The sequence below is a fragment of the Plantactinospora solaniradicis genome (assembly GCF_042658085.1).
Taxonomy (GTDB): domain Bacteria; phylum Actinomycetota; class Actinomycetes; order Mycobacteriales; family Micromonosporaceae; genus Plantactinospora; species Plantactinospora solaniradicis.
The window spans coordinates 1,139,778-1,164,740 of sequence record NZ_JBHSPR010000001.1 but is presented as its reverse complement, the minus strand read 5'-3'; the positions used below and the strand labels follow the sequence as shown (position 1 = coordinate 1,164,740).

Here is a 24,963-nt window from a genome sequence, read left to right as displayed (position 1 = left end):
GTAGGGCCACCCTTGCGGGTGGCCCTACATTGTTTTTACCGCCCTACCATTCCTCTACCGTCCGTGGCTCAATCCGTGCCGGACGGGGATGGTCGGTTCCCACGGCCCCGACCACAACCCGATCGGTTCAGCCACCCAGACTCGCGGCGGCCGAGCTGATCGCCGACGAGAAGTAGCTGACCTGGGTGTAGACGCCAGGGTAGTTGGCCCGAGCGCAGCCGTTGCCCCAACTGACGATGCCGACCTGGACCAGGCCGCTACCGCCCTGCCGGAACATCGGGCCGCCCGAGTCACCCTGGCAGGTGTCGGTGCCCCCGGACATCGGTCCGGCGCAGATCTCCTCCGCGGGAATGATTTCACCGTCGTACGAGGACGGTCCGTTGCAGACCGAGTCGCTGACGAACGGCACGCTCGCCTTCAGCAGGTAGCGCTGTTGGGCGCCGTTCTCCCGGTTGGCACCCCACCCGGCGATCGTGAAGGTGCCGCTGTCGTACGCGGTGCTGGTCGCGATCGGCAGGGTGCTGAGCCCGGTGGCCGGACTCGCCAGCCGGATCAGTGCCCAGTCGTCACCCGCGCCGTTGTACCCGGGTGCCCGGTAGACGTAGTTGGACCGGATCTGGATCCGGCTCGACGACTGCAAATCCACCACGCCGAGCGTGGCGGTGATGCTGGTGTTGCTACCGGTACGCCCGACGCAGTGTGCGGCGGTGAGGACCAGACGGGGGCTGTAGAGCGCCCCGCCGCAGCCCATCGACAGTCGCACCATGAACGGGAACTCGCCCTGCGCGGCGGGGGTGCCGCCGACGACGAACGGTATGACGTCGCTGTTGTCCGGTGCGGCGCTGGCCGGTGCGGCCAGGGTGACGCCGCCGACCGTCGCCGCGGTGAACGCGACGGCGGCCAGGCGGGTGAGGATGCGCCAACGAGCCATGTGGGTCCTCTCCGAGCATCGATGGCACGCCTTATGGGCGCGCTCAGATCACGATGCCGGCAGCGTAGGGACCCGGATCGGCATATCGCAATGTGCCGATGGCATCCCGGTTGTGTCATACCACCGGAGGACGCGCTGGTCAGCCGCAGCTGTAGCGGGGTTCGGCGAGGTACTTCCAGGTGAACTTCTCCCGCTTGAGCACCTTGCCGCCCTTGTGGAACACCCGGAACGCGTCCTGGGTGAAACCGTCGATTCCGTTGGTGGGGATGCAGGACGGACCGGGTTCGAGCTTGATCACCTTCGGTTTGGTGATGTTCCGGCGAGGGCTGTACTCGGTGGTCACCTTGTCGTACACCTTGGTGCTCCAGATCGACACGGTGATCGAACTCGACGTGTGCGAGGTGTCGATCAGTACGCCGTGCGGGGTGTCGTTCTTGAACTTGAAGTCCAGGTCGGGCCAGAAGATGGTCGACTCGATCACCGCCGGGTAACGGCTGAACCAGTAGGAGTGCGGCTTGTGCTCCACGTCCTCCAGGCCGGCGTAGTACGTCGCGTTGAACAGCGTCGTGGTGAACTGCGAGGTACCCCCACCAACCCCCGGCACGAGCTTGCCGTCCAGGATGACCGGTGCGTCGCGGTAGCCCTGGGCGTAGCCCCGCTCGCCGGTGTGGCCGTTGAGCGAGAAGGTCTCGCCCGGCTTCACCAGTGTGCCGTCCACGTCCCTCGCGATCGTCACGATGTTCTGGCTCCGGGAGGAGGCGAGTCCGCCGGTGAACTTGGTGGTGAAGCTGGAGACCCGCTCCTTGATGCCCATCTTGGTCAGATCCGCGGTGCTGACCTTCGGCTGCACCGCCTTGAGCTTCGCCGTGACCTGCCGCCCGTCGGCCTTCGACAGCACCGGCAGCAGGTCGCGGGCCAGCGTGGCCGTGTCCACCTGCTGCCCGCCGGCGCCGGCGACCATCTTCGGCTTGTTGCCCTGGATCGACATGCTGGCGTCCTTCGCCTTCACCTCGACCCTGCCGAGTTGGCTGGTCAACGCGGCGCGCAGCTTCTTCTCGTCCACCCGGGGTTCGATCTTGCCGGTCTTGTCGGCACTGAGGACGAGACTCTTCGCGATCGCGGCCGGCGGAATCGTGAAGGCGCCCCGGTCGGTGTTCACCGAGACCGGGGTGGCGACCGCGGGCTTGGCAAGCTCGGTGATCAGTCGGTCCACCTCTTCGGTGGTGGTCACCGGATGCGTTTCGACCAGCGGCACCACCACCGGCTGCCCCCGCAGCCAGCCGTCCCGTACTGCCTTGGCCGAATCGTCGGCCCGGATGCCCTTGCTCGGCTTCGGGTACACCGGCTTGGGGGTGGTGCCGCTGAAGGTGATCGCCGGCAGCGTCATCTGCGGACCGTTCTTGCCGACGATCTTGCGCAGTTCGGTGTCGAGCTTCTCGACGTCGACGGTGACGACCGGCGCGGCGGTACGGGAGCCGAACAGCAGGCTCACCGGCCCGGGTCGCTGCGCGGCGGCTGCCGCCACGGTCGCCTCCACGTCGACCGCCAGCCCGACGGCCGCCGGGGACAGTTCGCCGGTCCGGTCACCGATCCGTACCGGCACCGGCGTGGTGAACGTGCTGGCCCGGCGGTCGAGGTCGGCGCGGAGGGTCGCAACGGCATCGGCCCGGCTCTTACCGCCCAGGTCGACGCCGAGCACGCTGGTACCCCGGGGAACCTCGCCGGCGTACGCGTAGCCACCGGCGGCGGTGCCTCCGACGACGAGCACGGCGGCGGCGGTGCCGACCGCGAGCAGTGTCCGGCGTAGCCCTCGTCGGGCCGCTGGCGGCGGCGGTGCGGCGCCGGGCTCTCCACCGGCGACACCCGGGTTACCCCATCCACCGGGGGCCGCCGTACCGGGACCGCCGGCATCGGCGCCGACGGCCGGGCGGTCGAGCACAGCGCCACCGACACCAGTACCACCGGGACGAGCACCACCGGCCGCTGGACCGCCGAAGCCGGCTGCTGGACCGCCGAAGCCGGCTGCCGGGCCGCCGAAGCCGGCTGCCGGGCTGGCGGCGCCGGTGCGGAGACCAGCCGACGTGCTCGCCCCGAAGGGCGCGGGGCCGGGGGTGGTCGCCGTCCGGATGTGGCCGGACCGCTGCTCGGCCGGCAGGGTCACGGCAGCGATCTGGATGGTCGGACGTTCCTCGGCGGGCACCGAGACGGCGGCCATCTGGACGGTCGGCTGCTCGTCGGCGGGCACTCTGTTCTCGCCGTACTGACTCACGGACACCTCGATCAGGGCGATACGGCGGGCGTCGATGTGGCCCGCTCGGCAAGACCTGGACGACTACGGTAGCCAAAACTCGGCGGGAACGGGCGACGGCCCTCCCGGAAATGGCCGGTTCTCGAATCACTCTCGCCTTAGGTCTGACCTCGTCATCTGGCGGCAATTCCGGACGGTGTCCCGGACCGTGGCCCCGGCACCCGGACGATAACGCCGAATAGTCCGAACTTCGGCGCGTTTCAGCCGAACATCCATGGTGTTCCGTACACCTGGCAGCTCTCGGTTGGCTACTGACCCCGCATATGCTCCGACCGTCTACCCCCTATCGGAGGCAACTTGATGCGCCGGAACAGACGCGGACGCTCGCTCAAGGCGCTGGGCGTACTTCTCACCAGTGGTGCGCTCGGTATGACCAGTGGGGTCGCGGCGTTCGCCGCGGAACCCGCGGCGACGCCCTTCATCAGTGAAATTCATTACGACAACGTCGGCACCGACACCGGCGAGGCCATCGAGGTCGAGGCTCCGGCCGGTACCGACCTCACCGGGTGGCAGCTCGTCCTCTACAACGGAAACAACGGTGCGGCGTACGGCACCAGGACGCTGACCGGTGCCGTGCCGGCGGCCGGTGTGGTCGTCGCGACGTATCCGACGGACGGTGTCCAGAACGGCTCGCCCGACGCGGTCGCGCTCGTGGCACCCGACGGCGCCGTCGCCGAGTTCCTCAGCTACGAGGGGGGCATGACCGGGGTCGGCGGACCGGCCGACGGACTGGCCGCCACCGACATCGGGGTGGCGGAGGGCAGCAGCACCCCCGTCGGACAGTCGCTCCAGCGCGTCGACGGCGACTGGCGGGCACCGGCACCACACAGCTTCGGCACCCGTAACACCGGTGGCGACCCGGATCCCGACCCGGACCCGGTCGGCTGCGACACCCCGGTCAGCCACACCATCGCCCAGGTCCAGGGGACCGGCGACGCGACCCCGCTGGCCGGTACCCGGGTGACGATCGAGGGTGTCGTCACGGCGGACCACCGCACCGGCGGCTACAACGGCATCTACCTCCAGACCGCCGGCAGCGGCGGACAAGCGCCGGCAGCCGGCACCGCCTCGGACGGCGTCTTCGTCTACCTGACCACCAACACGGCCAACCACCCGAGTGTCGCGGTCGGCGACCGGATCCGGGTCAGCGGCACCGCGAGCGAGTTCAACGGGCTGACCCAGGTCAGCATCGCCGCCCGGACCGACGTACAGGTCTGCGCGGAGGGGGTCGCACTGCCGGCGCCGGTCGCGCTCGGCCTGCCGCTGGACCCGGCAGCCCGGGAGTCGGTCGAGTCGATGGTGGTCGCCCCGGTCGGCCAGTACACCGTCTCCGAGGTGTACAACACCAACCGGTACGGCGAGGTGGTGCTCGCCGCCGGGGACCACGCCGCGGTCATCCCGACCGACATCGCCCGGCCCGGCTCCGACGCCGCCCGCCAGGCAGCCGCAGCGAACAAGCTGGGCCGGCTCCTGCTCGACGACGGCCGGACCACCAACCTGGCGGACGCCGGGCTGCTGCCGCCGTACCTGTCGAAGGCGAACCCGCTGCGGGTCGGCGACAGTGTCGAGGCGTTCGGCCCGGCCGTGCTGTCGTACGGCTTCAACGAGTGGCGGCTCCAGCCGACGACCCCGGTCAGCGCGGACACCCCGCCGGCCGGTCGGACCACGTTCAAGGTGACCAACCCGCGTACGGCCGCGCCGGAGAACGTCGGTGGCGACCTGCGGCTGGCCAGCTTCAACGTGCTGAACTACTTCGTCCACTTCGGCGGTGACGCCCGGGGTGCCGAGGACGAGGCCGGGCTCGCCAAGCAGGAAGCGAAGATCGTCTCGGCGATCAGCGCGCTCGACGCCGACGTGGTCGCCCTGGAGGAGATCGAGAATTCGGTCCGGTTCGACGCCGCCGATCCGCAGCAGGCGCTCAAGCGACTCGTCGCCGCGCTGAACACGGCCGACGGTGCCGGCACCTGGGACTACGTCCGCAGTCCGGCCGACCTTCCGGCCGCGACGCAGCAGGACTTCATCACCACGGCGATCATCTTCAAGCCCGCCAAGGTGCAGCCCAAGGGCGCGTCCCGGGCGATCAACGACGAGACCGTGTGGTCCAACGCCCGGGAGCCGATCGCGCAGAGCTTCACCGCCGGTCCGGTCACCTTCACCGTGGTGGCCAACCACCTGAAGTCGAAGAGCACCTCCGACGCCGCGACCGGCGACAACGCCGACAGCGGTGACGGACAGGGCGCGTTCAACGGCGACCGGGTACGCCAGGCGCGCTCCCTGGTCACCTTCGTCGAGCAGTTGAAGACGGACAGCGGCAGCGACGACGTGCTGCTGCTCGGCGACTTCAACGCGTACACCCAGGAGGACCCGATGAAGGTCCTCTACGACGCGGCGTACGTCGACCTCAACGACACCGGCAAGCACAGCTACGTCTTCGGGGGCGAGTCCGGGTCGCTGGACCACGCGGTCGCCTCTCCGTCGCTGGCGGCCCGGGTCACCGGCGTCGACATCTGGCAGATCAACTCGCACGAGTCGTACGCCTTCCAGTACGACGGGCACCCGGACTTCTACGCCGCCGACCCGTACCGGGCCAGCGACCACAACCCGATCGTCGTCGGGCTGAACACCGCACCGACCGGTCCGGTCGCGCTGCAACTGCTCAGCGTCAACGACTTCCACGGTCGGCTCGAATCGCCCGGCAACGCGCCGGACGGCCGACCGATCGGCGGGGCTGCCCAGGTCGCGGGTCTGGTCAACCAGTTGCGGGCGGAGAACCCGAACACCGCCTTCGTCTCCGGTGGCGACAACATCGGTGCCTCCACGTTCATCTCGGCGATCGACGACGACAACCCGACGATCGACGCGCTGAACCAGATCGGGGTGGCCGCCTCGGCGGTCGGCAACCACGAGTTCGACAAGGGCATCGCGGACCTGACCGGCCGGGTCACCGACCGGGCGGACTTCCCGCTGCTCGGCGCGAACGTGTACCGGGGCGACGAGCGGGCGCTGCCGGCGTACTCGGTCAGCACCATCGGTGGGATCCGGGTCGGCTTCATCGGCGTGGTGACCGAGCAGACCGGCTCGCTGGTCAGCCCGGACGGCATCGTCGGGATCACCTTCCGGGAGCCGGTGGCCGAGGCCAACGCGGTCGCCGGACAGCTCAAGGACGGCGATCCGGCCAACGGCGAGGCGGACGTGGTGGTGCTGCTCGCCCACGAGGGGGCCGCGACCGAGAACATCGACTCGGCCGAGGAACTGGCGAACGATCCGGTCTTCGGAAAGTTCACCCGGGCGAACGCGACGATCGACGCCATCTTCAGCGGGCACACCCACCAGCCGTACGCCTTCGAGGTGCCGGTGCCCGGCACGGACAAGCTGCGCCCGGTGGTCCAGGCCGAGGACTACGGCAAGCGGCTGGGCCGGGTCAACCTGACCTTCGATCCGGCATCCGGCGAGGTGACCTCGGCCGACGTCGCGTTGGTCGACGTGGTCGGCGCGCCGCAGGATCCGGCGGTCGCCGAGATCGTCGCGGCGGCCAAGGTACGAGCCCAGGAGCTGGGTCAGCGGGAACTCGGTTCGATCACCGCGGACATCAAGCGGGCGTACAACGAGGCGGGTAACGAGGACCGGGGCAAGGAGTCGGTGCTCGGCAACTTCATCGCCGACGTGCAGCTCGCCAGCACCTCCGCCGCCGGCCGGGGTGGGGCGCAGATCGCGTTCATGAACCCGGGTGGCCTGCGGGCCGACCTGCTGTACGGCGCCGACGGGGTGATCACCTACTCGGAGGCGTTCTCGGTGCAGCCGTTCGCCAACGACGTGGTGACGAAGAGCTACACCGGTGCCCAGCTCAAGCAGGTACTGGAGGAGCAGTGGCAGCCGGCGGGCGCGTCGCGGCCGGTGCTCTGGCTGGGCGTCTCGAAGGGGTTCAGCTACACCTACGACCCGGAGGCCGCACAGGGCTCCCGGATCACGTCGATGTCCCTGAACGGCACGCCGATCAGCCCGACCGGGAGCTACCGGTTGACGGTCAACTCGTTCCTCGCATCCGGTGGGGACAACTTCGTCACCCTGGCCGGTGGCACCGATCGGGTCACCACCGGGGACAACGACCTGACCATGCTGACCGACTACCTCGCCGACAACTCGCCGGTGACCGCCGATCCGGCGCCACGGTCGTCGGTCGGGCGGCCCGGTCCGCAGTGCACCACGACGATCAGCGGACGCTACAACCGGCCGCTGACCGTCTTCTCCGGGCTGACCTGTCTGGAGAACGCGACGATCTCCGGGCCGGTGACCGTACTGCCCGGTGCGTCGCTGGTGGCGACCGGCGGCAGCATCGCCGGCCCGGTGACCGCGACCCGCTCGGTGCTGCTCACCCTGGACGGCACCACGGTCTCCGGCCCGGTGTCGGTGGTCGGCGGGACCGGCCAGGTGCTCGTCGAGAAGGGCAAGGTGAGCGGACCGGTTTCGGTCGCGCTGAGCAGCGGCGGCGTACGGGTGGACACCGTCACCGTCGCCGGCCCGGTGTCCCTGGTCGGGAACACCGGCAGCCAGCCGGTGCTGGTGGCCGGGAACAAGATCAGCGGCCCGCTCTCCTGCCTGGGCAACAACCCCGCGCCAGGCAACGACGGCCGGGCCAACACGGTCCGGGGTCCGGCGACGGGACAGTGCGCCCGGTTGTGAGCGAGCGACCTGTTTCGCACGACCGTTGAGTGTGTAGGAAGCCGCGGCTGCGGGTTCGGGACACGGTCCCGGGCCCGCAGCTCGGTTTTTGGGCCGCCTGGATCCGGACAGCGATAAGAACGGATAGCGATCGAACCCGGGATTGGTTTGCCCGGACCGTACCGGAGTATGGGCTTTCAATTCCGAGCCGCCGGATCGGACGCCTTCCATTGGCCTAACGGACCATATTGCCCCGGGGAGCCGGTACGGGGCAGCGCGCTGAATAAAGGAACCCTTAAAGTTCTCGACGGCGCCGCCCCACGGGGGTCAACCGCCCCAAGTGGGCAGTGCGGCGCGCAATCTGTCGCGAGGAGTACCCTTGCCTCCACGTTTCATCCACCGGTCGTTGGCGCTCGCCTCGGTAGTCGCGCTCGGCGCGACCACCGCCGTCGCTGGCACGACAGCGGTACAGGCGAGCCCCGCCGGTAGTGGTAACACGCTGACCTCCAGCAACGGCACCGGCAGCATCACGTTCTCCAGCGGTACCAAGCTCACCATCGACACCCCTGACTACGACCCCATCACCACCATTCGCGGAGCCGCCTGGGCGCCCGACGGCAGCCGGGCGATCTTCAGCACCGAGAATGACGAGATCGCGACGGTTCGGTACGACCACGGCTGGGACTACACGTGGATCTCCCCAGTCGACGGCGTGCAGCGGCGTGACCCGAGCTACCGGGGCGACGGTATCGGCGTGCTCTACGCGGCCAAGCAGGCTGGCCAGCCGTGGCGGCTTGATGTACAGCCCGCCACGGGCTACGGCACCTCGTTTCCCATCTCGCCCAAGGACGGGCGGCACTACCTGGCGCCGGACTCCGGCCCGGGTAACCTCTTCGTCTACCAGACCCAGGCCGACAGCGGGGGCTCACCGGCCGGGACGCCGGACGTCGGGGTCTTCGACTCCAACTCCGCCACCCCATTCCAGACGATCCTGTCGAACGCCAGCAACCCCGCCATGGCGCCGAACGGCAAGAAGGTCGCGTTCATCCGCTCCTCCCAGGTCTGGGTCGCCAACATCGATGGCAGCAACGTCGTCCAGGTGACCTCGAACGCGGCGACCCATGACAACCCGGTCTGGTCGCCGGACGGCTCGACCATCGCCTTCACCCAAGGCGGTGGCGTGGCGACGGTACCGGCGAACGGCGGCGCGGCCCCGTCGACGGTGGCCAACCTCTCCGGGGTGCCCGCATACCAGCCGCGTCGGACGGACAAGGTCGTCCGGATCTTCGGCCAGGGCCGGTACGCCACCGCGGCCGCCGTGTCCCAGTCGCACTGGGCCACCGCATCGAACGTCTCCGACCTGCGTCAGACGGCCGAGGCCGTCGTACTGTCCCGGTCGGACCTGTTCGCCGACGCGCTCGGCGGCGCGGCGCTGGCCGCCGCGAAGCAGGGGCCGCTGCTGATGACCCACCCGGACGGGCTGGACGCGCTTACCCGGACCGAGATCCAGCGGATCCTCGCTCCGGGCAAGACGGTCTACCTGCTCGGCAAGCCCCCCGCGATCTCGCTCGCGGTGGAGGACCAGATCAGGGCGCTGGGCTATGACGTGAGGCGGATCGGCGGCGAGGGCCGGTACGACACGTCGATCAAAATCGCGAACGAGATCAACCCGGAACCGAGCTGGGTGTTCGCCGCCACCGGCACCAACTTCCCGGACGCGCTGGCGGCCGGTGCGGCGGCCGGTTCGTTGAACACTCCGCTCTTCGACGAAGCCGGGGTGGTCATCCTCACCAGGGACACCACCCTGGACCCGGTGACCAAGACCTATCTCGACAACCTGCCGCAGGGGGCGCAGGTCGTGGGAGTCGGCTTCCAGGGCGCGACCGCCACCGCGGCGTACGACCCGATCGAAATCGTCGGAACGAACCGCTACGAGACGGCCGCGTACACCGGGTGGGCGTTCTTCGGCGGTAACGCGTACGCCGGAATCGCGACCGGTACGAACTGGCCGGACGCGCTCGCCGGTGGTGCCCTGATGGCGACGATCAACGGCCCGATGCTGCTCACCAGGGGTGGCTCGTCGACGCTGTCGCCGGAGCCCGACTGGTACCTCGACGCGCACAGCGGGTCCGTGCACACCGGGATCATCTTCGGCGCGCCGAGCGTCGTCGCGACCGGACAGCAGGCGGGGATCGGTACCTGGATGAGCGGTCCGGGTGGGTACACCCAGACGCAGAACCCGACCAACATCGGGATCAACGTCGCCGGTAGTGCGGCCGCGAACATGCGGGCCCGTACGGCGGCGGCGCCGACCGAGCGCCGTACGCCCGAGCAGATCCGGGCGGCCCTGGCGAAGCTGCAGGAGCGGATGAAGCGCTAGGACGGCAGGACAGGACGGTACGCGGCGGGGGCCGGTCGATGTGACCGGCCCCCGTTCGCGTACCGGATCTGTTCACCCGGTCAGCCCCGACTCGGCGCTGTCCTGGATCGCCTGCCGGAAGACCCGGGACCGGTGTGCGTAGTTGTCGAACCGGCCGTAGCTGGGCGCGGCCGGGGAGAGCAGCACGACCCCGCCGGCGGGGGTGCGCTCCCGGCCGAGCCGGACCGCCTCGACCAGATCGTCGGCGGTCAGGGTGGTGATGGTGGCGACGTCCTTGACCACGTCCAGGATCCGGGGCCCGCTGTCCGGGATGCCGATCATCGTCGCCGTGATCTCCTGTTCGGCGAGGAAGTCGCGCAGCGGCGCGTAGTCCACCCCCCGGTCCTCGCCGCCGACGATGACCGTCAACGGGCGGGTCGCGTACGCCTCGATGGCGTGGATCGCCGACTGCGGGATGGTCGACAACGAGTCGTCGACGAAGGTGATGCCGGACGGGTCCTCGATCGGGGTGAGCCGGTGTTCCAACGCCGGCAGGGTGGCCAGTGCGGCGGCGAGGCGCTCCCGCTCGGCCACGCAGTCGACGCCGACCGCCCGCAGCGCGGCGAGCGCGACACAGAGGTTCCACTCGTTGTGCCGGCCCACCAGCGCCAGGGCGGTACGCGGAAAGAGCGGCTGGTCGTCGACGTACAGCCAGCGGTGGCCGTCCGGGCCGGTGGCCACGTGGACTCCGCCCTCGGGACCGGCGGCCGACCCGGCGGGTACCAGCGGCAGCCCGGCCCGCGCCGCCAGTTCGGCGCGGAGCCGCTCGTCGTGCGCGTTGAACACGACCTGCCGTGGCCCGTGCTCGACGATGTTGAGCTTGTGGCGGTAGTACTCGGCCTCGCCGCCGGCCCAGTCGAGGTGCTCCGGCACCAGCGAGGTGAGCACCGCCACCTCGGGTGAGTCGGTGAGGTCGGCGCACTGGTACATGGAGAGTTCCAGCACGTACCGGTCGGCGGGGGGCAGGTCGAGCACGGGTACGCCGATGTTGCCACCGATCGCGTTGGGTCGACCGACGGCGGTGAGCAGGTGGCTGATCAGGTTGGTGGTGGTGCTCTTGCCCTTGCTGCCGGTCACCCCGATCGTCGCGGCGGCGTGTTCGGCCATCCACAGCGCGGTGCCGCTGGTGATCGGCACGCCCTGCCGGCGCAGCCGCACCACCCAGGGGTGGGTCTCGCCGATCACCGGGGACCGGACCACCACGTCCGCCCGGAGCAGGGCTTCCAGAGCGGCGGGTCCGGTGTGCAGGGGCGCCACCTCGGCGAGCCGCCCGGTCCACGGGTTGGCGGCGTAGGTCTCCCGGTCCATCACCGCGACGAGGTCGGCCGGTCCGACCGGAGCGATCGCGTTGACCGCCGCCACGCCCTCCCGGCCGGTACCCCAGACCGCGACGCGCCGACCACGCAATTCCGTCAACTGCACCCGAGAAACTCCTTCACCCGCGGATCGCCCGCGGTCCGCTGTGGCGATCATGCGCGTTCTGGTACGCGCCCAAACTCTAGTCGGGGCGGCCCGACGCCGGGTGGGGGACGCGCACTGCCGACCGGGCGGCGCCCAGGATCGAGAGAAGCCCAGCGGCGCCGACCGGCGTCGGGCCGGATGTGGCCCTGGTCACGTGACCGGACGGGGGGCGAGGTAAAAATCGGTGGTGAGTGAGTGACTCACTCAGTACAGTTCTTCCTCGTGAGAGCGGACGACACCAGCGAAGCGGCGGACCGCGCGGACAACGGGCCCTCGGCTCCGTGCCCCTCCAAGCGGGCCCGGCCACTGCCGCCGGACGAGCGCCGCGCGGCCTTGATCGCCGCCACCCTGCCACTGGTGAGCGAGTACGGGACGAAGGTCAGCACGAGGCAGATCGCCGAGGCCGCCGGGGTCGCCGAGGGCACGATCTTCCGGGTCTTCCCGGACAAGGACTCGCTGATCCAGGCGGCCGTCTCGACCGCGCTGGATCCCACCGAGCCGCTGGCCGAACTCGCCGCGGTGGACCTGGCGCTGCCGCTGCGCGAGCGGCTCACCGAGGCTGCCGGCGTCATGCAACGCCGCCTGATCGGTGTGATCAACCTGCTGATCGCGATCGGGGTGCACTCCCCGCCGGTGCCCAAGGACCACGAGGAGTACCGCAGCAGCCTCCGGGCGCCGAGGGAGCGAATCCTCGAACTGACCGCCGACCTGCTGCGACCGGACCAGGACCAGTTCCGCTACCCGGTCGAGGAGGTGGCCCGGCTGATGCAGTTGATCCTGTTCTCCGGTTCCCACCCACTGATAACCGAGGGGCGGCCGCTGCCCCCGGAAAAGATCGTTGCCCTGCTGCTCGACGGGGTGCGCCAACACCACCCGGAGCAGCCATGATCGTCAACCGCGCATTCGATACGGGGGATCGCCGATGCTGATGCGACTACTACGCGGCTACCTGCGGCCGTACGCCCGACCGCTCACCGCCGTGGTGCTGCTGCAACTCGTCGGCACCATGGCCTCGCTCTACCTGCCGAGCCTCAACGCCGACATCATCGACAACGGCATCGCCCGGGGCGACACCGGCTACATCGTCAGCACCGGCGGCTGGATGCTGCTGATCAGCGGGGTGCAGATCGCCTGCTCGATCGCCGCGGTCTTCTTCGGCGCGCGGACCGCGATGAGCTTCGGCCGCGACGTACGGGCCGCGATCTTCCATCGGGTGATGGGGTTCTCCGCCCGTGAGGTCGGCCAGTTCGGCGCGCCCTCGCTGATCACCCGCAACACCAACGACGTCCAGCAGGTGCAGATGCTCGTCGTGGTGACCTGCACGATGCTCGTCGCGGCCCCGATCACCCTGCTCGGCGGCGTGGCCATGGCGCTGCGGGAGGACGTCGGTCTCTCCTGGCTGATGCTGGTCTGCGTACCGGTGCTGGTGCTGGCCATCGGCCTGGTGATCCGCCGGATGGTTCCGCAGTTCCGGCTGATGCAGACCCGCATCGACACCGTGAACCGGGTGTTGCGGGAGCAGATCACCGGCATCCGGGTCGTCCGGGCGTTCGTCCGGGAGCCCTACGAGACCCGGCGGTTCGACGCGGCGAACGCCGACCTGACCGCCACCACGCTCCAGGTCGGCCGGCTGATGGCGTTGGTCTTCCCGATCGTGATGCTGGTGCTCAACGCGTCCAGCGTCGCGGTGCTCTGGTTCGGCGCCTCCCGGATCGACTCCGGACAGATCCAGATCGGAGCGCTGACCGCCTTCCTGAGCTACCTGATGTTCATCCTGATGTCCGTCATGATGGCGACCTTCATGCTGATCATGGTGCCGAGGGCGGCGGTGTGCGCCGAGCGGATCGTCGAGGTGCTCGACACCGGATCCTCCGTCGTGCCGGCCCCGCGACCGGTGACCGAGGTCCCGGTCCACGGTGACCTGGAGCTGCGGGACGTCCGGTTCCAGTACCCGGGCGCGGCGGCTCCGGTGCTCCGGGACATCTCGTTCCGGGCCCGGGCCGGGGAGACGACCGCGATCATCGGCAGCACCGGAGCGGGCAAGACCACCCTGTTGGGGTTGGTGCCCCGGCTCTTCGACGTCACCGGCGGCGCGGTGCTGGTCGACGGGGTCGACGTCCGGGAACTGGACGCGGACCTGCTCTGGGAACGGATCGGCCTGGTGCCGCAGCGGCCGTACCTCTTCACCGGCACCGTGGCCAGCAACCTGCGGTACGGCAAGCCGGACGCGACCGACGAGGAACTCTGGGCCAGCCTGGAGATCGCCCAGGCCAGGGACTTCGTCGAGGCGCTGCCGGAGGGGTTGGACGCTCCGGTGGCGCAGGGCGGAACGAACCTGTCCGGTGGGCAGCGGCAGCGGCTCGCCATCGCCCGTGCCCTGGTACGTAAGCCGGAGATCTACCTCTTCGACGACTCGTTCTCGGCGCTCGACCTCGGCACCGACGCCCGGCTACGGGCCGCGTTGCGCCCGGTCACGGCGGATGCCGCAGTGGTGATCGTGGCACAGCGGGTCTCCACGATCGTCGACGCCGACCAGATCATCGTGCTGGAGAACGGATCGATCGTCGGCGCCGGACGGCACGACGAACTCCTGGAGAGCTGTACGACGTACGCCGAGATCGTCGAGTCCCAGTTGACCGTGGCGGTCCGGTCATGAGCGAGCGGAACACCGGCATGAACGGACGGAACACCGGCGCCAACGACCAACCGGCGGACGAGCAGACCCGGAGTGCGGAGATGAACCAGAAAACGGCCCGGACGACTCCGGCCCGGTTGCCGGCCGGGGGCGGGCGGGGCGGCCCGCCGTGGGCGAGCGTCGGAATGCCGGCCGAGAAGTCGATGAACTTCGGCCCGTCGGCCCGGCGGTTGATGGGCCGGCTCCGGCCGCAGCGCGTACACCTGCTCGCGGTCATCCTGCTGGCGATCGTCAGCGTGGGGATGTCGGTCGTCGGTCCGAAGATCCTCGGACACGCCACCGACCTGATCTTCTCCGGGTTGATCGGCAAGCAACTGCCGGCCGGGGTTACCGCCCAGCAGGCCGCCGACAACGCCCGCGCGGCCGGCAACGACAGCTTCGCCGACATGCTGGAGAAGATGGACGTCCTGCCGGGCGTGGGCATCGACTTCGGTCGGCTCGGCCAGGTCCTGCTGCTGGCGATGTGCCTGTTCCTCGCCGCCAGCCTGCTCGGCTGGTTGCAGGGGTACATCCTGAACGGTGCCGTGCAGCGCACCGTCCGGCAGTTGCGGGCCGACGTCGAGGACAAGCTCAACCGGCTGCCGTTGCCGTACTTCGACGGCCAGCCCCGGGGCGAACTGCTCAGTCGGGTCACCAACGACATCGACAACATCTCGCAGAGCCTGCAACAGACGCTGAGTCAGCTCCTCACCTCGCTGCTCACTGTCGTCGGCGTCGTCGTGATGATGTTCGTGATCTCGCCGCTGCTCGCCGTGGTCGCCCTGGTCGCCGTGCCGTTGTCGGTGCTGGTGACGAAGCAGATCGCGACGCGGTCACAGAAGCAGTTCATCGCGCAGTGGCAGCACACCGGGGCGTTGAACGGCCAGATCGAGGAGGCGTTCACCGGGCACGAGCTGGTCAAGGTCTTCGGCCGGCAGCGCGAGGTCGAGGCGGCCTTCGGCACCAAGAACGACGAGTTGTTCAAGGCGAGCTTTGGGGCGCAGTTCGTCTCGGGCATCATCATGCCGTCGATGATGTTCATCGGGAACCTGAGCTACGTGGTGATCGCGGTGATCGGTGGCCTGCGGGTCGCCTCCGGCGCGATGACCCTGGGCGACGTCCAGGCGTTCATCCAGTACTCCCGGCAGTTCACCCAGCCACTCACCCAGGTCGCGTCGATGGCGAACCTGTTGCAGTCCGGGGTCGCCTCGGCGGAGCGGGTCTTCGACGTACTGGACGCGCGGGAGCAGAGCCCGGATCCGGCCGCGCCGGCCCGGCTCACCGACCGGCACGGCCGGGTCGAGTTCGAACACGTCTCCTTCCGGTACGAGCCGGACAAGCCGTTGATCGACGATCTGTCCCTGGTGGCCGAGCCGGGACACACGGTGGCGATCGTCGGGCCGACCGGCGCCGGCAAGACCACCCTGGTCAACCTGATCATGCGGTTCTACGAACTCGACGCCGGACGCATCACCCTGGACGGCGTCGACCTCACGGCGTTGCGCCGGGACACCCTGCGCGGCGAGATCGGCATGGTGCTCCAGGACACCTGGTTGTTCGGCGGCACGATCCGGGACAACATCGCGTACGGCAACCCGGAGGCGAGCGAGGAGCAGATCGTCGAGGCGGCGAAGGCGACCTTCGTCGACCGGTTCGTGCAGAGCCTGCCGGACGGGTACGACACGGTGATCGACGAGGAGGGCAACAACGTCAGCGCCGGTGAGAAGCAGCTGATCACCATCGCCCGGGCGTTCCTGTCCGACCCGTCGCTGCTGATCCTGGACGAGGCGACGAGTTCGGTGGACACCCGTACCGAGGTGTTGTTGCAGCGGGCGATGGCCGCACTGCGGGCGGACCGGACCAGCTTCGTGATCGCGCACCGGCTGTCGACCATTCGGGACGCCGACCTCATCCTGGTGATGGAGAGCGGCCGGATCGTCGAGCAGGGCACCCACGACGAACTGCTGGCCGCCGAGGGCGCGTACCACCGGCTCTACCACGCGCAGTTCTCGCAGCCGGCGGTCGACGTGGAGCCGGCCGTGGTGGCCGGACCGGTCCCTGCCGGAGCACCACCACGGCAGCGCTGATCCTTCCGACGCTCTGGGCCTCGGGCTCTCCCCGACCGGGAAAGCCCGAGGCCCTTTGGGCGTCTTGCCCGGTGCACCCTCGATCAGTGGTAGAAGCCGACCACCCCTCGACCAGTGGCGGCGGCCTGGTCGAGCCAACTCGCGATGGTCTTCAATTCGGTGCTGGAGCCCGCCCGTAGCGGCTCGACGTTGCGGGCGACCTCGTCCGCTGTCCAGTGCCCGATCGCCGGGAAGTCGTCCGGGGAGGGGAATTCGACCGGAGCGCCACCGAAAATGAGGCCGCTCATGGTGATGCTGGCGCCGATGCCTGCCAGCTCTACGTCGACGGTGTCGGTGAGGTACTGCGACGGGCACGGGCAAAAAGGACTGTTGTCGAGGAACCGGCCCGAAAACTCGACGATGTACTTGAACCCATAGCCGTACATGGCACCCTCGAGCGACTTCTCCTCCCCCATGATGAGGTGATTGATCGCCGTGAAGACCGAGGGCTCACCACGCTCGTTGGACCACCCCAGAAAGTCGTTGGTCCGGTAGATGTCATTTCGGAACTTCCCGCTGATCACCCGCCGCATCCGGTCGTCACCGCTGCCGCAGAGAGCCACCAGCTTGTCGATGTCGACCGCATAGGCCATCACGCCGTAACCCATGCTGCATCCCTTCGTACATCCGGCAAGTGCACTGGTCGACTGTAGGCGCAGGGTGCGACATCGGTCACAGGCTCACGTGCGTACGGGGTGGGTCGGTTCCGATGTGGTCAGCGGTGCTGACCGGCGACCGGTGATCGGACCACAGTCGCCCGATCAGCCCCGCCCCGGATCACCCGCCTCCCCAGTTCGACGGCCACAGACACGCCGAGAATCCTCCATTACGCCCCGTCTGGGGACTTCAATGCCATTATGTCCAAGTTAGGACAAAAAATGGCCTCTGGTGTCGTCCGTTGGCGAGCGCCCGAGTAACAACCTTCGTGTACTGAATCCCGCCCGCGCGGCAGGATCTTGATCGGTGGGGAAAATCCGTGTCGTTGATCCGTTTGGCGTCTCCTGTACGCCGTTGGTTTGGTGCGGTGCCGATGGTGGGGACCGTCGTCGCCGCAGTCATCGTCGTCGGTCTGGTGGGGATGCCGGCGGCGTGGGCGCAGCCACCGGTTCCGTTGGGGGTTGCCGAGACGTACGGGGTGTTGGGGGGCCAGGCGGTCACGGATGTCCCACCTCCGGTCGGTCCTTCGGTCATCAATGGCGACCTGGGTGTGTGGCCGGGTACGTCGCTCACGGGCGCGCCGGTGGTGAATGGCGAGGTGCACGTCGGTGACACCGAGGCGATGCAGGCCCAGTCCGCTTTGACCACGGCGTACAACTTCGCCGCGGCGCAGCCGGCGACCAGTACGGTGAGTGCGGACCTCGGCGGTCAGACCTTGGTCGCAGGGGTGTACAGGTCGCCGGCCACCATGTCTCTGACCGGCACTCTCACGCTGGACGGGCAGAATGATCCCAACGCCGTGTTCATCTTCCAGGCGGGATCCAGCCTGATCACCGCGACTGACAGCCGGGTGGTCCTGACCCGGGGCGCCCAGGCGTGCAATGTGTTCTGGCAGGTCACCAGTTCGGCGACGTTGAACACCAGAACCGTCTTCGCCGGAAGCATCCTGGCGTTGCAGTCGGCGACGTTGGGCGAGGGGGCCACCGTGATCGGGCGGGTGTTGGCTCGAAACGGCGCCGTCACGTTGATCAACAACACGATCACTCGGCCGTTCTGCACCCCGTCCATCGCACCGCCGACGATTTCCAAGGCTTTCGACGACGCGATCATCCCTCTCAACGGGACGACGTCGTTGAGTTTCACCCTGGCCAACCCCAATCCGGGCACCGGGTTGACCGGTGTCGGCTTCGCGGACGCGTTGCCTGCCGGGTTGGTGGTGGCGAGTCCCAACGGGTTGAGTGGTTCGTGTGGTGGTGGCACGATCACCGCGACCGCTGGGAGTGGCAACATCAGCCTGGCGGGTGCTGCCCTGCCGGCCGGTGGGAGTTGTACCTTCTCGGTCAACGTCACCGGCACCACCAGCGGGGTAAAGGCCAATACCAGTGGCCCGGTCGACTCGACCGAGAGCGGACCGGGTGCCGCCGCCGCGGCAAGTGTCACGGTCGCCGCCCCGGTCATCGCGCCGCCGACGATTTCCAAGGCTTTCGACGACGCGATCATCCCTCTCGACGGGACGACGTCGCTGAGTTTCACCCTGACCAACCCCAACCCGGGTACGGCGTTGACCGGTGTCGAATTCACCGACGCGTTGCCTGCCGGGTTGGTGGTGGCGACTCCCAACGGGTTGAGTGGTTCGTGTGGCGGTGGCACGATCACCGCCACCGCCGGAAGTGGCAACATCAGCCTGGCCGGCGCCACTCTGCCGGCCGGTGGGAGTTGTACCTTCTCGGTCAACGTCACCGGCACCACCAGCGGTACGAAGGTCAACACGAGCAGCCCGGTCGACTCCACCCAGAGCGGCCCAGGAATCCCCGCCTCGGCAAGCATCGCGGTCGGCGCCGAAGTCGTCGCGCCGCCGACGATCTCCAAGGCTTTCGATGACGCGATCATCCCTCTCGACGGGACGACGTCGCTGAGTTTCACCCTGACCAACCCCAACCCGGGTACGACGTTGACCGGTGTCGGCTTCGCGGACGCGTTGCCTGCGGGGCTGGTGGTGGCGACTCCCAACGGGTTGAGTGGTTCGTGTGGCGGTGGCACGATCACCGCCACCGCTGGGAGCGGCAACATCAGCCTGGCCGGCGCCACTCTGCCGGCCGGTGGGAGTTGTACCTTCTCGGTCAACGTCACCGGCACCACCAGCGGCACAAAGGCCAACACGAGTGGCCCCGTCGACTCGAATCAGAGCGGACCGGGTGCCGCCGCCGCGGCAAGCGTCACGGTCGCCGCCGCGGTCATCGCGCCGCCGACAATCTCCAAGGCTTTCGGGGACGCCATCATCGAGGCCGGCGGGACGACGTCGCTGAGCTTCACCCTGACCAACCCCAACCCGGGTACGGCGTTGACCGGTGTCGGCTTCACGGACGCGTTGCCTGCCGGGTTGGTGGTGGCGACTCCCAACGGGTTGAGTGGGTCGTGTGGTGGTGGCACGATCACCGCCACCGCCGGGAGTGGCAACATCAGCCTGACGGGCGCCACCCTGCCGGCCGGCGGTAGCTGTACCTTCTCGGTCGACGTCACCGGCACCACCAGCGGTACGAAGGTCAACACGAGCAGCCCCGTCGACTCCACCCAGAGCGGCCCAGGAATCCCCGCCTCGGCAAGCGTCACGGTCGCCCCCGCTACACCAGCGACGATCTCCAAAGCCTTCGGGGACGTCGTCATCGAGGCCGATGGGACGACGTCGCTGAGCTTCACCCTCGCCAACCCCAACACGAGTACGACGTTGACCGGCGTCGAATTCACCGACGCGTTGCCCGCCGGGCTGGTGGTGGCGACTCCCAACGGGTTGAGTGGTTCCTGTGGCGGTGGCACGATCACCGCCACCGCCGGGAGTGGCAACATCAGCCTGACCGGCGCCACTCTGCCGGCCGGTGGGAGTTGTACCTTCTCGGTCAACGTCACCGGCACCACCAGCGGTACGAAGGTCAACACGAGCAGCCCCGTCGACTCCACCCAGAGCGGACCGGGCACCCCCGCCGCCGCAAGCATCACGGTCAGAGTCGCCGAAGCACCGACCTTCTCCAAAGCCTTCGCGGACAGCACCATCCCTCTCAACGGGACGACGTCGCTGGGCTTCACCCTCACCAACCCCAACTCGGGCAGGTCACTGACCGGCGTCAGCTTCGTCGACAACCTCCCGACGGGACTGGTGGTCGCCACACCCAACTCCGCGCGAACCACCTGCGCCGACGGCACCATCGTCGCGAACCCCGGCAGCGGCACCATCAGCCTGTTCGGCGCCACCCTGCCGGCCAACGGGAGTTGCACAGTGTCGGTCAACGTCACCGCCACCACCACCGGGACGAAGGTCAACACGACGGTTGCCGTCACCTCGGTCGAAAGCGGCCCGGGTGCTACCGCCTCGGCAACCATCACGGTCGGCAGACGACCCATCCTGCCCGTCACCGGTAGCCGAGGAGCAAGCTACATCGTCCTCGCCCTAGCCATGATCGGCCTCGGCGCGGCGCTCCTCACGATCAGCCACCGGGTGGTCCGGCGCAGACGCTTCGTCGCCTAACTCGAAGAAGGCGGGCATGAGCTCGATACGTTCATGCCCCAGGTTGCGATGGCCTGGACCCGGTTGGCCCGATACGTCTGGCTGGCGGGAACGCTAGATCCGCGCCAGTGCGGAGCGGAGCGGGTCCAGGCCGATCGAGCCCAGGTCGAGCGCGGCGCGGTGGAACTCCTTCAGGTCGAAGTCGGCTCCCTTGCGGGCCTTGGCGTCCGCCCGGGCCTGCAACCAGATCCGCTCGCCCACCTTGTACGACGGCGCCTGCCCCGGCCAACCCAGGTACCGGTTCAGCTCGAAGCGCAGGTTCTCGTCCGGGACCCGGCAGTGCGCCCGCATGAACTCCCAGCCCAGCTCCGGGGTCCATCGCTCGCCCGGGTGGAATCCGAACTGGTTGTTCTGCGGGATCTCCAACTCCAGGTGCATGCCGATGTCGACGATCACCCGGGCGGCCCGGAACGCCTGCCCGTCGAGCATGCCGAGCTTGTCGCCGGGGTCGGCGAGGTAACCCAGCTCGTCCATCAGGCGTTCCGAGTACAGCGCCCAGCCCTCGCCGTGGCCGGACGACCAGGAGAGCAGTCGCTGCCAGCGGTTGAGCAGGTCGGCGCGGACCTGGGTCTGGGCCACCTGGAGGTGGTGTCCGGGTACGCCCTCGTGGAAGACCGTGGTCACCTCGCGCCAGGTGGAGAACTCGGTGATGCCCTGCGGCACCGCCCACCACATCCGACCGGGTCGGGAGAAGTCCTCGCTGGGGCCGGTGTAGTAGATCCCGCCGTCGCTGGTCGGTGCCAGGCAGCACTCGATCCGGCGTACCTGCTCCGGGATGTCGAAGTGGGTGCCGTGCAGTTCGGCGATCGCCTTGTCGGCCAGCGCCTGCATCCAGTCCCGGAACGCCTCCTTGCCCTGGATCCGGCGGGCCGGGTCGGCGTCGAGCGCCGTCACCGCGTCGTCGACGCTGGCGCCCGGCCCGGCGATCTCCGCCGCCACCGCGCGCATCTCGGCCTCCAGCCGGGCCAACTCCTCGAACCCCCAGGCGTACGTCTCGGCGAGGTCGATCTTGGCGCCGAGGAAGTACCGCGAGGCGAGTTCGTACCGGTCGAGGCCGGCGGCCTGCTTGGTCCGGCCCAGCGGGGCGAGTTCCTCGCGCAGGAAGTGCCCGAACTGTGCGGTCGAGGCGGTGGCGGCGGCCGCTCCCCGACGCAGTTCGGCGGCCAGGGCGCCGTCGGCGGGCAGCCGCTCGACCAGGGCGTGGAAGAAGTTGTCACCGTCCGGGTCGGTCCAGACGTCACACTGCTTGGCGACCTCGACGATCTGGGCCTGGGAACTGACGTGGCCCGCCTCGGCGGCGGTACGCAACGTCGTCTTGTACGCCTCGACCGCCCCGGCGAACAGGCCGAGCCGGGCGGCGATGTTACTTACCGCCTCGGTGCCCTCGGTCGGCATCAGGTCGAAGACCTGTCGGAGTTCGTGCAGCCCGCTGGCGATGACGTTGAGTTCGCTGGTCGACTCGCCCGCGTCGTACCGGGCGAGTTCCAGGTTCAGCCGTTCCTGCATTGCCTCCTTGGCGGTCCGTTCCGCCTCGGAGTCCGGCTCGGTGGCGTCGAGCGCGGTGAGCGTACGTCGGGTCAGGTCGGCCTGCGCGGCGAAGCCGTCGGGTGAGAGATCCCCGAGTTGGTCGTCGTGGCCGCCGATGCCGACGAAGGTCGCGCCTATCGGATTGAGCCGCGCCCAGTCGTCGACGTAGCGGTCGGCCAGCTCGTTGATTCGTCCCACGGGACGACCCTACGTGATCCGTGCCGTCCCGTTCATCTGTGTTACCCGCAGGTACCGCCCGCGGCCCGCCGGAGGTGCCCGCCTCGGCCAGGACCCGGAGATCAGGGCAGCAGCTCGCGCGGATCGAGATCGATCTCGAACGGCTGGTCCACCCGGAGTCGCTGCCCGGCGACCGCCTCCGCGGTGCGCTGGTACTCGCCGTCGACCAGGGTGAAGAACTCGACCGAGGCGTGCCGGAGCCGGCGGACGATCTCCACCCGCGTGTGTCGTCCGACACGAGGAGAGAAACTCGCGGGACATTGTCGGACCCCTGTTGCAGAGTGTCAGGAGTGACTGCCCTTGCCGCTCCTGACAGAGTCGCCTTCCGTACCTGGCTGCCGGGCTTCTTCGTCCTCGCCGCCATCTGGGGATCGAGCTTCCTCTTCATCAAGGTCGGCATCCGGGAGATGCACCCGGTCTACCTCACGCTGGGCCGGGTCGGCGCGGGCGCGATCACCCTGCTGGGGGTGCTGGCGATCCTCCGTGAGCGGCTGCCCCGGGACCCGAAGCTGTGGCTGCACACCACGGTGTACGCGGCGATCGGGATCGCGCTGCCCTTCACCCTCTTCGGGTACGGCGAACAGCGGGTGTCGTCGATGCTCGCCGGGATCTGGAACGCCACCACCCCGCTGGTGGTGCTGCCGCTGGCGGTGCTGGTGTTCCGGACCGAGCGGATGACCGCCCGCCGGGCCGTGGGACTGGGGCTGGGCTTCGTCGGCGTGCTGGTGGTGCTCGGCGTGTGGCAGGGCCTCGGCGGTGCCCAGTTCACCGGGCAACTGCTCTGCTTCGCGGCGGCGGCGTGTTACGGCGTCGCGATTCCGTACCAGAAGCGGTTCTTCGCCGGCCGACCCGAGTCCGGCCTGGCGCTCTCCGCCGGGCAGCTCCTGATGGCGACGGCGCAGCTCGCGATCGTCGCGCCGCTGGTCGCCGGTGCCCCGCCGGTGCCGACCCGGCTCTCCGGCGAGGTGATCGCCAGCGTCCTGGCGCTGGGTGCGCTCGGCACCGGCCTGGCTTTCGTGATCAACATGCGCAACATCCGGCTGGCCGGCGCGAGCACCGCGTCGACGGTCACCTACGTCATCCCGATCTTCGCGGTGCTGATCGGGGTCATCGCGCTGAACGAACACCTCGCCTGGTACCAGCCGGCGGGTGCGGCGATCGTGCTGGTCGGGGTGGCGGTCTCGCAGGGCATGATCGGCACTCGACGGCGCCGCCGGGAGGTCCCGACCGGGATGGCGCCGTTGAGCGAATCAGCTCGGATGTGACGCGGTCCAGTCCAGCAACTGCTCGGCCGGCCAGGCGTTGACGACCCGGTCGGCCGGTACGCCGCACCGGGCGGCGCGTTCGCAGCCGAACCGCTGCCAGTCGAGCTGACCAGGCGCGTGTGCGTCGGTGTCGATCGCGAACAGGCAGTCGGCCTCCACCGCCAGCCGGATCAGCCGCTTCGGCGGGTCCTGCCGCTCCGGACGCGAGTTGATCTCGACGGCCTTGCCGTGCTCCGCGCAGGCGGCGAAGACCGCGTCCGCGTCGAACTCGCTCGGCGGTCGGGTACGGGCGCGGTGGCCCCGGTCCCCGGCACCGGTCACCCCCGGCGGACGGGCCGCGACCATCCGTCCCGTGCAGTGGCCGAGGATGTCCAGGTGCGGGTTGGCGATCGCGGCCAGCATCCGCCGGGTCATCCGGGCCTGCGGATCCCGCAGGTTGCTGTGCACCGAGCCGACCACCACGTCCAGCCGGGCGAGCAACTCCTCCTCCTGGTCGAGGGAACCGTCGTCGAGGATGTCGACCTCGATGCCGGTGAGGATCCGAAAGCCCTCCGGCAGCGCGGCGTTGACCGCGGCGACGTGGTCGAGTTGCCGGCGCAGACGGTCCGGGGTCAGCCCGCGTGCCACCTTCAGCCGGGGAGAGTGGTCGGTCAGCACCAGGTACTCGTGCCCCAGTTCGACCGCGGCCAGCGCCATCTCCTCGATCGGCGAACCCCCGTCCGACCAGTCGGAGTGGGTGTGGCAGTCGCCGCGGAGCGCGGCCCGCAGCGTGGCCGCGGCACCCTCCAGGTCGATTCCCTCGGTCGCCGTCAACCGGCGCAGGTAGACGGGTTCCTCGCCCCGCAGCGACTCGGTGACGGTGCGCGCGGTCACGTCACCGACACCGGACAGCTCGGTCAGGGTGCCCGCCTCGGCCCGCGCGGCCAGCTCCTCGGCGGGCAGCTCGGCGAGGGTCTTGGCGGCGGACCGGAACGCCCGGACCCGGTAGCTGGCCTCGTTCGCACGCTCCAGCAGAAAGGCGATCCGGCGCAGATCGGCGAGGGGGTCCCGGGCGGTCACACCGCCACATTAGTTCCCGGCCGCCGCCGGTGCCGTACATCGCCGGCGTTGCGGTGTCGGCGGCCGTGGGCGTTGAGTCGC

14 protein-coding genes are annotated in these 24,963 nt (G+C 69.4%); 7 read left to right on the top strand and 7 right to left on the bottom strand.

Annotated features, from left to right (window positions below; all coding sequences use genetic code 11):
* Window positions 1-127: 127 nt before the first annotated feature.
* Window positions 128-931: a S1 family peptidase gene (locus tag ACFP2T_RS05335; protein ID WP_377417782.1), complete on the bottom strand. Its 804-nt coding sequence runs from the start codon at window positions 929-931 to the stop codon at window positions 128-130.
* A 139-nt stretch (window positions 932-1,070) separates the two neighbouring features.
* Window positions 1,071-3,200, bottom strand: a complete 2,130-nt coding sequence (locus ACFP2T_RS05330; RefSeq protein ID WP_377417780.1) for a VanW family protein — start codon at window positions 3,198-3,200, stop codon at window positions 1,071-1,073.
* 339 nt (window positions 3,201-3,539) lie between these two features.
* Here ACFP2T_RS05330 and ACFP2T_RS05325 point away from each other — a divergent pair, with 339 nt between their 5' ends.
* A complete protein-coding gene (locus tag ACFP2T_RS05325; RefSeq protein WP_377417778.1) occupies window positions 3,540-7,919 on the top strand; it encodes an ExeM/NucH family extracellular endonuclease in 4,380 nt (1,459 codons plus the stop codon).
* A gap of 358 nt (window positions 7,920-8,277) precedes the next feature.
* Window positions 8,278-10,278 carry a cell wall-binding repeat-containing protein gene (locus ACFP2T_RS05320; protein ID WP_377417776.1) on the top strand — a complete coding sequence of 667 codons (2,001 nt, stop codon included), beginning with the start codon at window positions 8,278-8,280 and terminating at the stop codon, window positions 10,276-10,278.
* A 72-nt stretch (window positions 10,279-10,350) separates the two neighbouring features.
* On the opposite strand, the gene murD is transcribed toward ACFP2T_RS05320, so the two are convergent.
* Window positions 10,351-11,739, bottom strand: a complete 1,389-nt coding sequence (gene murD / locus ACFP2T_RS05315) for a UDP-N-acetylmuramoyl-L-alanine--D-glutamate ligase (protein ID WP_377417774.1) — start codon at window positions 11,737-11,739, stop codon at window positions 10,351-10,353.
* A 261-nt stretch (window positions 11,740-12,000) separates the two neighbouring features.
* Between murD and ACFP2T_RS05310 the strand changes: the two genes are divergently transcribed.
* The 3 genes from ACFP2T_RS05310 to ACFP2T_RS05300 all read left to right on the top strand — a co-directional run bounded on the left by ACFP2T_RS05310 (window position 12,001) and on the right by ACFP2T_RS05300 (window position 16,539).
* Window positions 12,001-12,666, top strand: coding sequence for a TetR/AcrR family transcriptional regulator (locus ACFP2T_RS05310; protein ID WP_377417772.1), 666 nt, complete (start codon window positions 12,001-12,003; stop codon window positions 12,664-12,666).
* 34 nt (window positions 12,667-12,700) lie between these two features.
* Window positions 12,701-14,434, top strand: a complete 1,734-nt coding sequence (locus ACFP2T_RS05305; protein WP_377417770.1) for an ABC transporter ATP-binding protein — start codon at window positions 12,701-12,703, stop codon at window positions 14,432-14,434.
* Between the two features lie 80 nt (window positions 14,435-14,514).
* The gene (locus ACFP2T_RS05300) at window positions 14,515-16,539 is read left to right on the top strand and encodes an ABC transporter ATP-binding protein (protein ID WP_377417946.1); all 2,025 of its coding nucleotides are present in this window, start codon (window positions 14,515-14,517) and stop codon (window positions 16,537-16,539) included.
* Window positions 16,540-16,622: 83 nt separating this feature from the next.
* On the opposite strand, the gene ACFP2T_RS05295 is transcribed toward ACFP2T_RS05300, so the two are convergent.
* Window positions 16,623-17,186, bottom strand: a complete 564-nt coding sequence (locus ACFP2T_RS05295; protein ID WP_377417768.1) for a DUF7691 family protein — start codon at window positions 17,184-17,186, stop codon at window positions 16,623-16,625.
* A gap of 422 nt (window positions 17,187-17,608) precedes the next feature.
* On the opposite strand from ACFP2T_RS05295, the gene ACFP2T_RS05290 reads away from it, so the two are divergent.
* Entirely contained in the window at window positions 17,609-20,755 is a 3,147-nt protein-coding gene (locus ACFP2T_RS05290; protein ID WP_377417766.1) for a DUF7933 domain-containing protein, read from the top strand.
* A 93-nt stretch (window positions 20,756-20,848) separates the two neighbouring features.
* Here ACFP2T_RS05290 and ACFP2T_RS05285 read toward each other — a convergent pair whose 3' ends face one another.
* Together ACFP2T_RS05285 and ACFP2T_RS05280 are read right to left on the bottom strand one after the other, a co-directional pair.
* Complete coding sequence (locus ACFP2T_RS05285) at window positions 20,849-22,519, bottom strand: DUF885 domain-containing protein (RefSeq protein WP_377417764.1); 1,671 nt, start codon at window positions 22,517-22,519, stop codon at window positions 20,849-20,851.
* A 101-nt stretch (window positions 22,520-22,620) separates the two neighbouring features.
* Complete coding sequence (locus tag ACFP2T_RS05280; protein ID WP_377417762.1) at window positions 22,621-22,776, bottom strand: hypothetical protein; 156 nt, start codon at window positions 22,774-22,776, stop codon at window positions 22,621-22,623.
* Between the two features lie 72 nt (window positions 22,777-22,848).
* Between ACFP2T_RS05280 and ACFP2T_RS05275 the strand changes: the two genes are divergently transcribed.
* Window positions 22,849-23,823, top strand: a complete 975-nt coding sequence (locus ACFP2T_RS05275) for a DMT family transporter (RefSeq protein WP_377417760.1) — start codon at window positions 22,849-22,851, stop codon at window positions 23,821-23,823.
* Here the strand turns inward: ACFP2T_RS05275 and ACFP2T_RS05270 are convergent.
* A complete protein-coding gene (locus ACFP2T_RS05270; protein ID WP_377417758.1) occupies window positions 23,809-24,882 on the bottom strand; it encodes a PHP domain-containing protein in 1,074 nt (357 codons plus the stop codon). The two genes, ACFP2T_RS05275 and ACFP2T_RS05270, sit on opposite strands and share 15 nt — an antisense overlap.
* Window positions 24,883-24,963 lie beyond the last annotated feature (81 nt).

Coding starts and splice junctions, on each gene's coding strand:
- ACFP2T_RS05335 (WP_377417782.1), bottom strand. CDS start 931: ATGGCTCGTTGGCGCATCCTCACCCGCCTGGCCGCCGTCGCGTTCACC.
- ACFP2T_RS05325 (WP_377417778.1), top strand. CDS start 3,540: ATGCGCCGGAACAGACGCGGACGCTCGCTCAAGGCGCTGGGCGTACTT.
- ACFP2T_RS05305 (WP_377417770.1), top strand. CDS start 12,701: ATGCTGATGCGACTACTACGCGGCTACCTGCGGCCGTACGCCCGACCG.
- ACFP2T_RS05300 (WP_377417946.1), top strand. CDS start 14,515: ATGAACCAGAAAACGGCCCGGACGACTCCGGCCCGGTTGCCGGCCGGG.
- ACFP2T_RS05295 (WP_377417768.1), bottom strand. CDS start 17,186: ATGGGTTACGGCGTGATGGCCTATGCGGTCGACATCGACAAGCTGGTG.
- ACFP2T_RS05290 (WP_377417766.1), top strand. CDS start 17,609: ATGGTGGGGACCGTCGTCGCCGCAGTCATCGTCGTCGGTCTGGTGGGG.